The sequence below is a fragment of the Streptomyces sp. NPDC017991 genome, from assembly GCF_044328075.1.
Lineage (GTDB): Bacteria > Actinomycetota > Actinomycetes > Streptomycetales > Streptomycetaceae > Streptomyces.
This window is the reverse complement of the sequence record NZ_JBIRGP010000012.1, coordinates 36,775-51,082: the sequence shown is the minus strand read 5'-3', so window position 1 is coordinate 51,082 and position 14,308 is coordinate 36,775. Positions and strand designations below refer to the sequence as shown.

The 14,308-nt window shown below is 70.3% G+C and carries 13 protein-coding genes; 6 read left to right on the top strand and 7 right to left on the bottom strand.

Going from position 1 to position 14,308, the window contains the following annotated elements; all coding sequences use genetic code 11:
- Positions 1-21: 21 nt before the first annotated feature.
- The 4 genes from ACH4DZ_RS31045 to ACH4DZ_RS31030 all read right to left on the bottom strand — a co-directional run bounded on the left by ACH4DZ_RS31045 (position 22) and on the right by ACH4DZ_RS31030 (position 6,867).
- The gene (locus ACH4DZ_RS31045; RefSeq protein ID WP_398290721.1) at positions 22-3,135 is read right to left on the bottom strand and encodes an AfsR/SARP family transcriptional regulator; all 3,114 of its coding nucleotides are present in this window, start codon (positions 3,133-3,135) and stop codon (positions 22-24) included.
- A gap of 404 nt (positions 3,136-3,539) precedes the next feature.
- Positions 3,540-5,057, bottom strand: a complete 1,518-nt coding sequence (gene glpK, locus ACH4DZ_RS31040) for a glycerol kinase GlpK (RefSeq protein ID WP_398290720.1) — start codon at positions 5,055-5,057, stop codon at positions 3,540-3,542.
- 27 nt (positions 5,058-5,084) lie between these two features.
- The gene (locus ACH4DZ_RS31035; protein ID WP_398290719.1) at positions 5,085-5,930 is read right to left on the bottom strand and encodes an MIP/aquaporin family protein; all 846 of its coding nucleotides are present in this window, start codon (positions 5,928-5,930) and stop codon (positions 5,085-5,087) included.
- A gap of 97 nt (positions 5,931-6,027) precedes the next feature.
- Complete coding sequence (locus tag ACH4DZ_RS31030; RefSeq protein ID WP_398290718.1) at positions 6,028-6,867, bottom strand: helix-turn-helix domain-containing protein; 840 nt, start codon at positions 6,865-6,867, stop codon at positions 6,028-6,030.
- A 111-nt stretch (positions 6,868-6,978) separates the two neighbouring features.
- Between ACH4DZ_RS31030 and ACH4DZ_RS31025 the strand changes: the two genes are divergently transcribed.
- Both ACH4DZ_RS31025 and ACH4DZ_RS31020 read left to right on the top strand, forming a co-directional pair.
- Complete coding sequence (locus ACH4DZ_RS31025; protein WP_398290717.1) at positions 6,979-7,755, top strand: alpha/beta fold hydrolase; 777 nt, start codon at positions 6,979-6,981, stop codon at positions 7,753-7,755.
- Between the two features lie 47 nt (positions 7,756-7,802).
- A complete protein-coding gene (locus ACH4DZ_RS31020; RefSeq protein WP_398290716.1) occupies positions 7,803-8,330 on the top strand; it encodes a DinB family protein in 528 nt (175 codons plus the stop codon).
- A gap of 122 nt (positions 8,331-8,452) precedes the next feature.
- Here ACH4DZ_RS31020 and ACH4DZ_RS31015 read toward each other — a convergent pair whose 3' ends face one another.
- A complete protein-coding gene (locus ACH4DZ_RS31015) occupies positions 8,453-8,764 on the bottom strand; it encodes a hypothetical protein (protein WP_398290715.1) in 312 nt (103 codons plus the stop codon).
- On the bottom strand, positions 8,761-8,901 hold the full coding sequence (locus tag ACH4DZ_RS31010; RefSeq protein ID WP_398290714.1) for a hypothetical protein: 141 nt from the start codon (positions 8,899-8,901) through the stop codon (positions 8,761-8,763). Before ACH4DZ_RS31010 ends, ACH4DZ_RS31015 begins: the two co-directional genes overlap by 4 nt.
- A gap of 43 nt (positions 8,902-8,944) precedes the next feature.
- Between ACH4DZ_RS31010 and ACH4DZ_RS31005 the strand changes: the two genes are divergently transcribed.
- Positions 8,945-9,922: a TIGR01777 family oxidoreductase gene (locus tag ACH4DZ_RS31005; protein ID WP_398290713.1), complete on the top strand. Its 978-nt coding sequence runs from the start codon at positions 8,945-8,947 to the stop codon at positions 9,920-9,922.
- A gap of 40 nt (positions 9,923-9,962) precedes the next feature.
- Positions 9,963-10,490 carry a hypothetical protein gene (locus ACH4DZ_RS31000; RefSeq protein WP_398290712.1) on the top strand — a complete coding sequence of 176 codons (528 nt, stop codon included), beginning with the start codon at positions 9,963-9,965 and terminating at the stop codon, positions 10,488-10,490.
- 1 nt (position 10,491) lies between these two features.
- Here ACH4DZ_RS31000 and ACH4DZ_RS30995 read toward each other — a convergent pair whose 3' ends face one another.
- The gene (locus ACH4DZ_RS30995) at positions 10,492-11,508 is read right to left on the bottom strand and encodes a LacI family DNA-binding transcriptional regulator (protein WP_398290711.1); all 1,017 of its coding nucleotides are present in this window, start codon (positions 11,506-11,508) and stop codon (positions 10,492-10,494) included.
- Positions 11,509-11,791: 283 nt separating this feature from the next.
- Between ACH4DZ_RS30995 and ACH4DZ_RS30990 the strand changes: the two genes are divergently transcribed.
- Together ACH4DZ_RS30990 and ACH4DZ_RS30985 are read left to right on the top strand one after the other, a co-directional pair.
- Positions 11,792-13,105, top strand: a complete 1,314-nt coding sequence (locus ACH4DZ_RS30990; RefSeq protein ID WP_398290710.1) for an extracellular solute-binding protein — start codon at positions 11,792-11,794, stop codon at positions 13,103-13,105.
- A gap of 208 nt (positions 13,106-13,313) precedes the next feature.
- The gene (locus ACH4DZ_RS30985) at positions 13,314-14,303 is read left to right on the top strand and encodes a carbohydrate ABC transporter permease (protein ID WP_398290709.1); all 990 of its coding nucleotides are present in this window, start codon (positions 13,314-13,316) and stop codon (positions 14,301-14,303) included.
- Positions 14,304-14,308 lie beyond the last annotated feature (5 nt).

The window sequence follows — 14,308 nt, the reverse complement described above, 5'->3', positions numbered from 1 at the left end:
CCGGTCATGATCGCCGACGGATCAGGCGCAGCCAGGGCTGTGCGTGTCCTCCTGCCGTCGTGTCTCCAGGGCGGCCAGCGACTCGCTCACTCCCGCGGCGCGCGGTGAACCGATGGCGCTGTACAGGGCGAGCGCGTCCTGCCAGTGTCCTCGGGCCGTCGGCAGGTCGTCGCGGTCCTGGTGGATGCGGGCAAGGCCGATATGGGCGCGGGCCTGCTCCTCCTTCTCCTCGATCTCCATGGCCAGTGCGAGGGCGGCGCGGTGGGCGGTCGCGGCCTCGTCCGGTTGCTCCGAGCCGTGCAGGGCCTCGCCGAGACCGTTGAGGCTGCCCGCTTCGCCGTAGCGCTCCCCGGTCCGCTGGAACAGGGCGAGAGCCTCCCGTTGATGGGTGGCCGCCTCCCGGTGGTGGCCGAGCCGGTGGTAGGCGTCACCGAGGTTGCTGAGGGCGTGCGCCTCGCCCCCGCGGTGGCCGAGCCGCCGGAACAGGGCGAGGGCCTGCTCGAAGTGCTCGGCCGCCGTGGCGTGCTGGTCGAGCCGGGACAGCACGATACCGAGATTGCCCAGCGCGCTGGCCTCGCCGAAGGCATGGCCGAGGGAGCGGAAGAGGGCGAGCGCCTGCCGGTGCTGTTCCGCGGAGGTCTCGTAGTCGTTGAGCAGTTCGTGCACGATGCCGAGGTTGTTGAGCGTGTCGGCCTCGCCGCCGGTGTCCCCGACCTTCCGGAAGAGGACGACTGCCTCGCCGTGCCGCTGGGCGGCCTCGCGGTACTGCCCGCGCAGTTCGTGCAGGACACCGAGGTTGGTGAGATTGCGGGCCTCGGTCACCGGCAGCCCGATCCGCCGGCAGAGGGCGAGCGACTCCGTGTGGTGCCGGACCGCTTCGTCGTACTGCGCAAGCCTTCGGTGGGTGGTGCCGAGCGAGGTGCCCACCTCGGCCTCGCCCCGCTGGTCGCCCGCCGCGCGGGCGGCACGCAGGGCGTTGCCGTGGATGACGAGCGCGTCGGTGAAGAGCCCACGGCTGTCGAAGTGGCGCTGCAGGGTGGTGGACAGGCCGACGGCGTGCTCGGCCCTGCCACGCCCGGCCTCGGCCGCGGTGACCGCCGTGAGCACGGTGTGCTCGGCCGCCAGCCACTCCTTGGCGTGGGTCGCGTCGGGAAACGGCGGCAGCTCGGTCCGGGGGGCCGGGATCCGGGGCCGCAGGTGTCTCTCGGCCGGGAACAGTACGTCCATGGCGGCGCAGGACGCCGCGAGGTAGTGGGTCAGGAGACGGTCGAGCGCCGCCTCGCGGTCGGCCGGCCCGTCGTGCCGTTCGGCCTGCCAGGCCGCGTACACCCGCAGCAGGTCGTGCATGCCGTAACGGTCGGCGCGGGTGGGCTGGATCAGATGGCTGCGGGCCAGCAGGTCCAGTGTCCGCCGGGTGTCGGCGACGGAGCGCCCGCACAGGGCGGCCGCCGCGTACGCGTCCACATCGGGTCCCGGGTGCAGACCGAGCAGCCGGAAGGCGGCGGCGGCTTCGACGGGCAGGCGGTCGTAGGACCAGGAGAAGACGGCACGTACGGCAGCCCGGGGATCGTCGTCCGAGTCCAGCAGTTCCAACCGGCTCCGCCGGTCGTCCAGTTCGGCGGTGAGGGCGCTCAGCGGCGACGCGGGACGGGAGAGCGCCAGCTCGGCGGCGATACGCAGGGCGAGAGGCAGCCGTCCGCACTGCTCGGCGAGGACGGCCGCGGCCTGTGGCTCGGCCGCGGCCCGGGGGCCGATGAGCCTGCTCAGCAGTCGTACGGCGTCCTCTGGGGGCAGCACGTCGAGTACGAGCCGGTGGGCGCCGTGCAGGGACACCAGGGAGCTGAGGACGTCCCTGCTCGTCACCACGGTCCTGCACCGGGTCGCGCCGGGCAGGAGCGGGCGTATCTGCTCGCTGGAGGAGGCGTTGTCGAGCACGATGAGCATGCGGCGCCCGCTCAGCTCGGTGCGGTAGCGGGCGGAGCGGTCGTCCGGCCGCAGCGGGATCTCGGGGCCCGGGACGCCGAGGGCCACGAGGAATCCGGTGAGGATCTCGGCCGGGTGCACCGGTTCGTCCGTGTCGTAGCCCCGCAGGTCCGCGTAGAGCTGGCCGTCGGGGAACTGCTCGCGCACCCGGTGGGACCAGTGGACGGCCAGGGCGGTCTTGCCGACTCCGGCGGTGCCGGACACGGCGGACACCACGACCGTATTGGTGGCGTCGGCCCCCTCTTCGGCGGAGAGCAAGTGCTGGGAGAGTTCGCCCAGTTGTTCCTCGCGGCCGGTGAACGCCCGCACATCGAAGGGAAGTTGCGCGGGCCGCGAGGATGAGGTCCGCGTGCCGCCCGCAGCGGGGCCGGACTCCGTGCCGGTGCCGGGCGGGGGGCGGTCGCCCAGGGCCTCCCTGTAGGCGGTGCGCAGTTCCACCCCGGGGACCGAACCCAGCTCGTCGGCCAGCCGGCGGCGGACTTCGGCGTAGTGGTCCAGGGCCTCGGCGGTCCGGCCGGCCTGGGCCAGGGATCCGACGAGCAGGGCGGCGAGGGGTTCGGCCAGGGGGAACTCGTCGGACAGGGCCCGCATCCGGCCGATCGCCTGCGCGTCGTGTCCCGTCGCGGTCTCGGCCCGCGCCCACTGGAGGGCGGCTTCCAGTCGTTCGTTCAGCCAGGCCGTCCGGGTCCGCTCGGCCCAGGCACCCGGCAGGTCGGCCAGTGGCGAGCCCCGCCACAGGTCGAGGGCGTCCCGCAGGAGCCGGCCGCACTCGGCGTCACCCGGACGCAGACCACGGGCCCGGGTCACCAGCGCCCTGAAGCGCAGGAGGTCGATGCTGTCGTCGGCCGCCCGCAGAAGGTAGCCGCCTGAAACCCTTGCCAGTTGGAGCGGCGGACGGTCCGCCGTCCCGTCCTCGCCGCGTACCGCGTCGTCCAGTACGCGCCGGACCCGGCTCACATGGGAGTACAGCGTCGAACGGGCCGCGTCGGGAGGGGTGTCGTCCCAGACCCGGTCCACCAGGGCGTCCACGGTCATCAACCGGCCCGCGTTGGCCGCCAACGCCGCGAGGACCATGCGCTGTCTGGGCGGTCCCAGCTCGATGCGACGGTCACCGGCCCACAGTTCCAACGAGCCCAGTAATCGAAGATCCACGTCCCCACCCACGATCGCCCGCTCTGCTTTTCACGAACTCCCCCGATCTTGCCCAGGATTCCACACATGCGGGGCCGGTGGTGCCGTCATGGTGAGGGTTCCGGTACGCCCCGTGAGCCCGGCTCGGCCCAGGGACGACAGGCAGGTCCGGGGGACGGCCGGGCCGGGGCCGGGAGGACCGGCAAGGTTTTCACAAGGTCGCTCTTGCAGTCTTCGAGCAGCCGGTTGGCCGGCCCGGCGGACGGACCCCCCTTCGTGCCGGGCCGGTCAACCGGATCAGCCGCAGGTTTTGACACGGAGTCGAACCTGTTGTGGGGCTTCGCCCGTCGCCGCTGTCAACGGGGGTCAGCGGCGGCGGAGCGGAGCACCGGACGGAGCCGATGCCGCGCTTCGCGCACGCGCCGTCAGGGGACGCGCACCCAGTCGAGGGTGCGTTCCACGGCCCTCTTCCACCCCGCGTAGCCTTCCGCGCGCTGCTCGTCGGACCACTGCGGCTCCCAGCGTTTCGACTCGTTCCAGTGGGTGCGCAGTTCGTCGGTGTCCCGCCAGAATCCGGTGGCCAGTCCCGCCGCGTACGCCGCGCCCAGCGCGGTCGTCTCGGCGACGACGGGACGGCTCACGGGGACGCCGAGGATGTCGGCCTGGATCTGCATGCAGAGGTCGTTGGCGGTGACCCCGCCGTCGACCTTGAGCACGTCGAGGTGGACCCCGGAGTCCTGTTCCATGGCGTCCACGACGTCGCGGCTCTGGTAGCAGATGGCTTCCAGGGTCGCTCGTGCCAGGTGCGCGTTGTCGTTGTACCGGGCGAGCCCGACGATCGCCCCGCGTGCGTCGGAGCGCCAGTAGGGCGCGAACAGACCGGAGAAGGCCGGCACGAAGTACATGCCGCCGTTGTCCTCGACGCTCCGGGCGAGTTCCTCGCTCTCGGCGGCGGTCTTGATGATCTTCATCTGGTCGCGCAGCCACTGCACCGCGGAGCCGGTCACCGCGATGGAGCCTTCGAGCGCGTAGACCACCGGCTCGTCGCCGAACCTGTACGCCACGGTGGTGAGCAGTCCGTGATCGGAACGGACGAGCTCCGTGCCGGTGTTGAGCACCAGGAAGTTGCCCGTGCCGTAGGTGTTCTTCGCCTCGCCGGGCGCGAAGCAGACCTGTCCGACGGTCGCCGCCTGCTGGTCGCCGAGCACGCCGCCGATGGGAAGGGCCGCGCGCAGTGGCCGGGAGGCGCGGGTGACACCGTACGCCTCCGGGTGCGACGAGGGCTTGATGGCCGGCAGCATGGCCCGCGGGACGCCGAAGAAGCCCAGCAGTTCGTCGTCCCAGTCGAGGGTCTCCAGATTCATCAGCATGGTGCGGCTGGCGTTGGTCACGTCGGTGGCGTGGATACCGCCGTCGGGCCCGCCGGTGAGGTTCCACAGGACCCACGCGTCCGTGTTGCCGAACAGGGCATGGCCCTGCTCCGCCGCCTCGCGTACGCCGTCGACGTTCTCCAGGATCCACTGGATCTTGCCCCCGGAGAAGTACGTGGCCGGCGGCAGCCCGGCCTTGCGGCGGATGACGTCGCCCTTCCCCGAGCGTTCCAGGGCCGCCGCGATCTGGTCGGTGCGGGTGTCCTGCCACACGATGGCGTTGTAGTACGGGCGGCCGTTGCGCGGATCCCAGACCACCGTGGTCTCGCGCTGGTTGGTGATACCGATCGCGACCAGGTCGGTCGCCGTCAGACCGCCGTAGCGCAGGGCGTTCTGGATCACCGAGTTGGTGCGTTCCCAGATCTCCACCGGGTCGTGCTCCACCCAGCCCGAACGCGGCAGGATCTGGGCGTGCTCCAGCTGGTGCTTCGCCACCTCGTTGCCGCCGTGGTCGAAGATCATGAATCGGGTGCTGGTGGTTCCCTGATCCACCGCGCCGATGAAGTCCGCCATGGGTTTCCGCCTCTCCGGCCGGTCGGGTCAGTCCTTGGATGCCGGGGCGCGTCCCGGCTGCTCGGGTTCCGCGGACGGCAGGAAGCGGCTGATGAAGACCTTGTAGAGGCCCGCGCCGAGCAGCCCGCCGATCAGGGGACCGATGATCGGAACCCAGAAGTAGAGGTTCCCGTACTGATCTCGCCACGCTCCGCCGTAGCCGGTGAGGAAGCTGGCCAGCCGCGGTCCGAAGTCACGGGCCGGGTTGATGGCGTACCCCGCGTTCGTCCCCCAGGCCATGCCGATCGCGACCACGACCAGGCCGGTGATGAACGGGCCCAGGTTCGCGCCCGGCGGCGTGTTCAGCATGTCCGTGATGGCCATGATCAGCAGGAGCAGGATGGCGGTGCCGATGACCTGGTCACGGAACGCGCCCCACTCGTGGACCGGAAGGGCGGGGTTGCCGTTGCCGGGGAGGGTCGAGAACACGCCCTGCGTCTTGAGGGTGTGTCCGGGGTCGGCCTTCGCCAGTGCCTCGCTGTAGTTCCAGCGGACGAGGAGCGCGGCCACGAAGGCGCCGGCCGTCTGGGCCAGCGCGTAGGGAGCCACCTTGCGCCACGGGAATCCCTTGAACGCGGCGAGTGCGACGGTCACCGCGGGATTGAGGTGGGCGCCGCTCAGCCTCGCCGCCACGTAGACGCCCAGGGTGACACCGAGGCCCCATGCCCAGGCGATGCTGTCGTGGTCACCCAGGCCGCCCGCCGGATCCGTGAGAGCGCCTCCCGCGGACACCTGGGCCACCACACCGCAGCCGAAGAGAATGAGGATCAGTGTGCCCGCGAACTCGGCCGACAACTCGCCGACCAGCCCGGACCGTATACGTCGCTCAGCCATGGAAGCTCACCCTCCGCCGGCTGTACCGGCCGTCGACCGCCCCGAGCGGTATCCGCCAGGCTAGGACGGTTCACGGAAAAGCGCATATCAGGGCATTTCAGGCGCGACGTCGGTCGGCGGCGGCCCTTGCCTGCCACGCACCCGGGCGGACACCTGTCGCGTTCAGGAAGAACACCGAGAAGTTGGACGCGTCGGGGAAGCCGAGTGCGCGCGCACAACCGGCCGCTGTGAGGCGGTCGTGCGCGAGGAGCCGTCGGGCCTCCAGGACGATCCGGTCGACGATGTACGCCTTCGCGGTGCGGCCGGTGACCTGCCGCACCGCTCTCGAAAGGGTGCGGGGCGCGTAGCCCAGAGCCCGGGCGTAGTAGGCGGCGTCGTGGTGCTTCCGGAAGTGCGCCTCGACGCTGGACCTGAACAGCTGGAACGTCGGATTCATCGTCCCCGCCCCACCGTACGGTGGCCGCAGCCGGGTGAGGAGCGCGGAGAGCAGGATCTCGGGCAGCTCCGGCACCCTGTCCGAGGGCGGGGCGGATGCTTCGAGGAGGAGATGCCTCCGCGCGGCGTCGACGAACGGCCAGTCGGCGTCGGGAACGCGCCACCGTGCGACCCGGTCCGGAGACGCGACGAGTTCGCGGGTGGCGTGGGTGACCGGCGCGGCCGGCGTGAACAGAACGACGTGCCCTGCCACACCCGCGATGTCGTCCCATCGGTGCACCGCGCCCGGAGCGACCCACACCGCGGACCGCTCCCCGAGCGGGTGTCGCAGGAAGTCGACCGTGACGGATCCCCGCCCGGCGTCGACGACCGCGAGGACATGGAAGTCGGCACGTTGTGTACCGCCGTCGTTGAGCTCGCGAAGGCGGTCGAACGTCATCGTCTCGACAGCGCCGGCGTCGCCCCCGACGGGCTGATAGGTCATGTGTCGGATCGCGGTCACGTGTCCAGTTTCCACCATGGGGCGACCAGTCGTGCCGATGTCCTGGAGCGGCCACGGAGCTTCAATCGATGCAGGAGGACACACCTCAGCACACCGATCGAGGAAGTCGCGATGATCGATACACCACAGACGCCGCTTCCCGCTTACGACCACCGTCCCGGAACCGGACCGGCCCTGGTGTTCCTGCACTACTGGGGCGGTTCCGCCCGCACCTGGGATCTCGTCGCCGACCGCCTCGCGGGGCGCGACGTACTCACGGTCGACTTCCGAGGGTGGAGCCGCTCAAGCGGTCTGCCGGGCCCCTACACGCTCCGACGGCTCGCGGACGACACGCTCGCCGTGATCGCCGAGGCGGGCGTCACCGACCATGTCCTCGTAGGCCACTCCATGGGCGGGAAGGTCGCGCAACTGATCGCGGCGACCCGCCCTTTTGGCCTCCGTGGGCTGGTCCTCGTCGGTCCCGGTCCGGCGAAGCCCTCCGCGGCCATCACTCCCGAGTACAGGGAGGGCCTGTCCCGCGCCTACGACTCCGACGAGTCCGTCGCCGGTGCGCGGGACGCCGTCCTGACGGCGACCGAGCTGCCGGCGTCGATCAAGTCGCAGATCGTGACCGATTCACGTGCCGGTGCCGACGACGCCCGCACGGAGTGGCCGCTACGGGGGATCGCGGAGGACATCACCGAACACACCCGCAAGATCAGCGTCCCCACCCTCGTCGTCGCCGGAGAGAACGACCGGGTCGAGCCCGTCGACGTGCTCCGCGACCACCTGGTGCCCTACCTCTCCGAGGCCGACTTCGTGGTGCTCCCGCACACGGGTCACCTGATCCCGCTGGAAGCCCCGGGCGGCCTGGTCGACGCGATCGTCGCCTTCGCACCCGTTTCCTGACCGGCGCGGGGCTGTGGGGCCACAGCCACCCCTGCGAGGGTGTGGACATGCATACGACACCGGACGGACGACCCATCCCGCCCACCCACGCCGGCGAACGCGCCATGCTGGAAGCGTGGTTGGACTTCCACCGCGCGACTCTCACCCTCAAGTGCGCGCACCTGAAAGACGATCAGTTACGACTGGCCGCGGCGGCGCCCTCGTCGATGACACTGCTCGGCCTCGTTCAGCACCTGGCCGAGGTGGAGCGCAACTGGTTCCAACGCGTCTTCGCAGGACAGGACTTACCACCTGTCTTCGGGCAGGGCAATCACGACGGCTTCGCCCTTGAGCCGGGCCGGGGGCTGGACGACGTGCTGGCCGTCTGGCAGGCGGAGATCGCCCGGGGACGTGAGCTGATCGCCGACGCGACCCTGGACGACTCCGGCCGCCTGTCCGAACAGGATGCGGGGCACGTCGGTCATCAGGGGGTCTCGCTGCGCTGGATCCTGGTGCACATGATCGAGGAGTACGCGCGTCACAACGGTCATGCCGATCTGATCCGGGAGGGAATCGACGGAGTCACCGGCACTTGAGGGGTGCCGACCGTACGCGGGGTGCCGACCGTCCTCGGGGTGCTCCTACGGGAGTGTGTGGTCGGCGCCGCTGCAGGGTGCGGCAACGGCGCCCGTCGCTCACCGCCGCGTCCGCGCCCCGCTCAGGCCAGCAGGACGTCCTCGCCCGCCGTCACGGGGACGACCTCCTCGGCCGAGGGCGCCTCGGCCTTCACCGGCGTCCCGAAGTCCGACAGCGTCATCGTCGTCACGGCCTTCATGCCGCCGAAGTAGGACAGCCGGACCTGGACGGCGCGCCCCTTCCCGTCGACCCACACATCCGCGTACACGGGCACGTCGTCGCCCAGTTTCTCGCGCACCTCGTCCAGACCCTGTCTGGTCTTCGTCGTCATCCGGAGCGTCGCGGTGGCGTGGTCGACCGCGCCCCGGTAGTGCACCGCCGCAGCGTCGTTCACCCGCCGCTGTCCTCAAGGTCCACCGTGAGCCGGCCCCTGTCACCCGCCAGGTCGAAGGCGCCGGCGATCGCGAACACGTAGGTCGTGGGGCTGTCGGTGGACCGCATCCCGATCGACCCGTAGTTGAACATGTTCAAAAATGAGCGATACGCTGTCCTCGAACGAAGCCGAGGGGGTTCGATGAAGGTAGTGCTGCCCGGGGGAACCGGACAGGTGGGCGCGATTCTCGACCGTGCGCTGACAGCGGCAGGCCACGAGGTCACGGTGGTGACCCGGAGCCCGTCGAGGGCACACGACATCCGCTGGGACGGGACCACACTCGGACCCTGGGCCGAGGCGATCGACGGCTGCGACGTCGTCGTCAACCTGGCCGGACGCAGCGTCTCCTGCCGTTACACCGAGGAGAACCTGCGGGCCATGATGGACTCCCGGGTGGACTCGGCGCGCGTGGTCGGCGAGGCGATCGCCGCCGCCGCGCGACCACCTCGCGTCTGGTTGCAGATGAGTACGGCGACGGTCTACGCCCACAGTGTCGACGCGGCACACGACGAGGCGACCGGGGTGATCGGCGGTTCGGAGACCGGGGTGCCGGACTACTGGGCGTACAGCGTCGAGATCGCGAAGAACTGGGAGCGGGCGCAGGCCGAGGCGCCTACTCCCGCGACCCGCAAGGTGGCGCTGCGCTCGGCGATGGTCATGAGTCCGGACCGGGGCGGCGTCTTCGACGTACTGTCGCGGCTCGTGCGACTCGGACTGGGCGGGCCGGTGGCGGGCGGCGCGCAGTACGTCTCCTGGATCCATGACGAGGACTTCGTGCGCGCGGTGGAGTTCCTGATCGACCGGGACGACATCGAGGGACCGGTGAACCTCGCCTCGCCCGAGCCCCTTCCGCACCGCGACTTCATGCGGGCGCTGCGCACCGCGTGGCGTGTCCCGGTGGGGCTGCCGGCGACACGCCGGATGGCCGAACTGGGGGCGTTCGCGCTGCGCTCGGACACGGAACTGCTGCTCAAGAGCCGTCGGGTGGTGCCGGGCCGGCTCGGCGCGGCCGGGTTCGCGTTCGCACATCCCGAGTGGGGGAGTGCCGCCGCGTCTCTCGTCGAGCAGGCCGGACACGGGCGTCCGGGCCGCGACGCCGGCCAGTTGTCGCAGCGGTAGCGGTCTTCCCCGGCCCCCACCGGTCGGGGAGGATCCACGCATGACGCACCAGCGAACCGACGGAGTCCCGTCGGCCGCCGCGCCCGGCGCCTGTCTTGAGGCACTGCGTGAGCGGCTGGCGGCCGACGGATGCGCAGTGACCGCGACCGACCGGGACGATCACCGGGTGCTGATCGGCAGCAGGTCGGACCGCAAGGTCCGGTGGTTCGGCACCAGGGTGGAACTGTTCGTCCTCGCCGCCGCCGTTCCCACCGTCGACAGCACCGCGCTCGCCGAGTTCACGGGGTGGGCCCTGACCCACGTGAAAGGCCTCCGCGGCGGTCTGCCCGGCGCACGCGACGCGACGAGGGTCCTGCCCGCCCTGGTCAGCGGCAGCGTTCAGCGGTCCGCGGCGCGCTGGGCCGCCGAGGACGCCCGGATCCTCGGTACGTCCCTGATCGCGCGACCCCTCACGGTGGAGACGTCGGCGCCCGGGGCCGCCCGGGTCACCATGTACGCGGGCGGGGTCGTGTGGGGCGGGATGTTCACGCGTCACGTGCTGGAGAAGGCGGCGCTGTACTACCCCTGACTCAGGACGATTCGCGTACGACGAGTTCCGTGGGGAGCACGACGTGCCTGCGCGGCTCCTCGGGGTTGCCGATCTCCTCCAGGAGGATGCGGGCGATCGTCTCGCCGATCTCCTCGACGGGCTGACGCACGCTGGTGAGGGGCGGGTTGGTGTGCCGGGCGATGATGGAGTCGTCGAAGCCGACCACCGCCACGTCCTCGGGGACACGGCGCCGCTGCCTGCGCAACTCCACCAGCGCCCCCGCGGCCATCACGTCCGAGGCGACGAACACGGCGTCCAGCGCGGGGACTTGTTCAAGGAGTGAACGCATCGCGGCCCCGCCGCCCTCCTCGGTGAAGTCGCCGGAGGACACAAGCCGCTCCGTTGCTTCGTGTCCGCCCTTCTCAAGGGCCTCGCGCCACCCCTGGAGCCGGCTGCGTGCCACGTCCATGTCGAGGGGGCCGCTGATCGTGGCGATCGTCCGCCGCCCCTGTGCGAGCAGATGGCCGACGGCCGTCGCGGCTCCGCCCGCGTTGTCGGAGTGCACATGGCTGAGCGACTCGGCGGGGGAGCGGCGCCCGGCGAGCACCGTGGGCAGCCCCATGTCCTCCAGCAGGCCCGGCAGCGGGTCGTGCTCGTGCACCGAGACCAGGAGCACCCCGTCGACACGGCGCTCCGCCACCGACTCGGTGAGCTGGTCCCGCTCCGCCTGGTCGCGTACGAGGACGAGTTGGAGCTGTGTGCGGGTCTTCGCGAGAGCGGTGCTGACCCCGCGGATGACCGCCGAGAAGTACGGCTCCGAGCCCAGCCTGCTCTCGGACTCGGGAATCACCAGGGCCACGGAGTTCGTCCGGCTCGTCACCAGGCCCCTGGCGACCGAGTTCGGGACGTAGTTCAGCTCGGCGATGGCGGCCAGCACGGCAGCCCTGGCCTTCTCGCTGACGAGCTCCGAGCCGTTGATGACTCGTGAAACCGTGGTGCGTCCGACACCGGCGCGCGCGGCCACGGTCTTGATGGTCGGACGCTGTCTGCCCCGCATGCCGCCTCCTCGCCCGCGCGCCGCCCGAACGGCTGTCACCTGCGCATTGTGCCAGACCCGCGAAGAGCGCCCGAAGGGTCCGGGCAGGGCGCCACGACATCTTCCGGAAACGAAGTGGTTTCTACTTCTTGACAGGACCCTGTGACGGCGGCCACGCTCTGGGCCACCGAGTGGGCACGTTCCCATCGTAGTTTGGGAACGTACCCACCGGACAAATCGGGCCTACGGAGCGGACCGTGGGGCTCGAACTCCGGTGCGTCAGCGCCGCCGCTAGGAGGACGAAATGGGCAAGGTCCGAAGGAAGTCGCGTACACGAGCCGTGGCCGCCGTATCGGTTGTGTCGGCTCTCGGCCTGGTCGTGGGCTGCGGAGGCAGTGACAGCGGGGGGACGGGCGGAGGGAAGAAGGACGGCAAGACCACCATCACCATGGGGCTGTTCGGCGTCATGGGCTACAAGGAGACCGGGCTGCTCGACAAGTACATGAAGGAGCACCCGGACGTCGTCATCAAGGCGGACGTAGCGGGTGACGAGCAGACGTACTACACCGCCCTGCAGACCCACTTGGCGGCAGGCAGCGGGCTGAAGGACATCCAGGGCATAGAAATTGGTAGGGCCAAGGAGCTGTCCGACACGCAGAAGGACAAGTTCGTCGACCTGGCCGGCGCGGCCGGCACGGACCACTTCCTGCCGTGGAAGCAGCGCCAGGTGACCACCGCGGACAAGAAGGTCATCGGCCTGGGGACCGACATCGGCCCGATGGCGGTCTGTTACCGCAAGGACCTGTTCGAGCAGGCCGGTCTGCCCACCGACCGCGAGGAGGTCGCCAAGCTGTGGGAGGGCGACTGGTCGAAGTACGTCGCGGCGGGCAAGAAGTTCAAGGCCGGGTCCAAGGACGACAAGGTCGCCTTCATGGACAGCTCCAGCGGGCTGTTCAACGCCATGATCTACGGCAACTCCCAGCAGTTCTACGACAAGCAGGGCAAGCTCATCTACGAGACGAACCCTGTCGTGAAGGACGCGTGGAAGCTGGCCTCCGAGGCGGCCACGTCCGATCTGACCGCCAAGCTCCGCCAGTTCCAGCCCGGCTGGGACCCCGGCCTGGCCAACAGCACCTTCGCCTCCACCGTCTGCCCGGCGTGGATGCTCGCGCACATCAGTGAGAAGGCCGGACCGAAGAACAAGGGCAAGTGGGACGTGGCCAAGGCACCCAAGGGCGCCAACTGGGGCGGGTCCTTCCTCGGGGTGATGGAGAAGAGCCCGGTCAAGAAGGAGGCGCAGGACCTCGTGGCCTGGCTGACCGCCCCCGAGCAGCAGGCCTACCTGTTCAAGGAGATCGGCAACTTCCCCTCCTCGCAGACCGCGCTGGAGATGCCCGAAGTGGTCGACGCCAAGTCCGACTACTTCGCCGGCGCGCCCATCGGGCAGATCTTTGGTGAAGCGGCCAAGGAGATCCCCGACGAGCAGGTGCTCGGCCGCAAGGACGGCACGATCAAGGACATCTTCTCGCAGGGTCTGACCTTGATCGAGGCGCAGAACAAGAGCCCGAACGAGGCGTGGAAGACCACGGACAAGCGCATCGAGAAGGCCGCCGGCTGACCTGGGCTTCCATCGCCCACGGCCCGCACGGCACACGGCCTGCGGCCCGTACGGCTCACGGTCTGTGGCCCTCAGCTCACGACCCACCGACCGCCGCCGCTTCCGTGGCAGTCGCCCGGCGTCCCGCGCACGGCCCGTGCGGGCCGCCGGGCCCCTGCCCGCCCCTCGTCACCCCCAAGCTCCCACCCTCCAGGAAGGACGCCTTCCGGTGGCCATCTCCACCTCCACACCCCCAGACGGTGCGCCCGGCACCGCCGCGCCGGACGGGACCGGTTCCGGCGCCGAGCGCCGCAGTACGCTGCTGCACCGCCTCGACGTGCGCGGCGCCCCGTACGCCTTCGTCGCCCCGTTCTTCGTCGTCTTCGCCGCCTTCAGCTTCTACCCGCTCGTCTACACCTCGTGGATCTCGCTGCACCGCGTCGAACTGTCGACCCTGAACGTCATGGAGTGGGTCGGCTTCGACAACTACACGGCTCTGTGGGAGGACGACCGCTTCTGGAACGCGCTGCTCAACACGTTCACCATCGGCGTCCTGTCGACCGTGCCGCAGCTGATGATGGCGCTCGGTCTCGCGCACCTGCTCAACTACCAGCTGCGCGGCTCGACGTTCTTCCGCGTCGCCGCCCTCACCCCGTACGCCACCTCGGTGGGCGCCGCGGCCCTCGTGTTCACGATGCTCTTCGAACGCGACTTCGGCATGATCAACTGGATGCTGAGCCTGGTCGGCATCGACAACATCGACTTCGAGAACAACAAGTGGGCCGCGCAGACGGCCATCTCCACGATCGTCATCTGGCGCTGGACCGGCTACAACGCCCTGCTCTACCTCGCGGCGATGCAGGCGATCCCGCGCGACCGCTACGAGGCCGCGGCCATCGACGGCGCTTCGCGATGGCAGCAGTTCCTCAAGGTCACGGTCCCGGGTATCCGTTCCACCATCGTGTTCACCATCGTCCTGTCCACGATCGGCGCCACCCAGCTCTTCGGTGAACCCCTGATCTTCGGCCAGGGCCCGAACGGCATCACCGGGGGAGCGGACAACCAGTACCAGACGCTGGGACTGCTGCTGTACGAGGAGGGCTGGAAGAACTACCAGATGGGCCGGGCCGCCACGGTCGCCTGGGCGATGTTCCTGCTGCTCATCGTCCTCTTCGTCGTCCAACGAGTCGTCAAGCGCGTCCTGGCGCGCAGGGCCTGACCGGG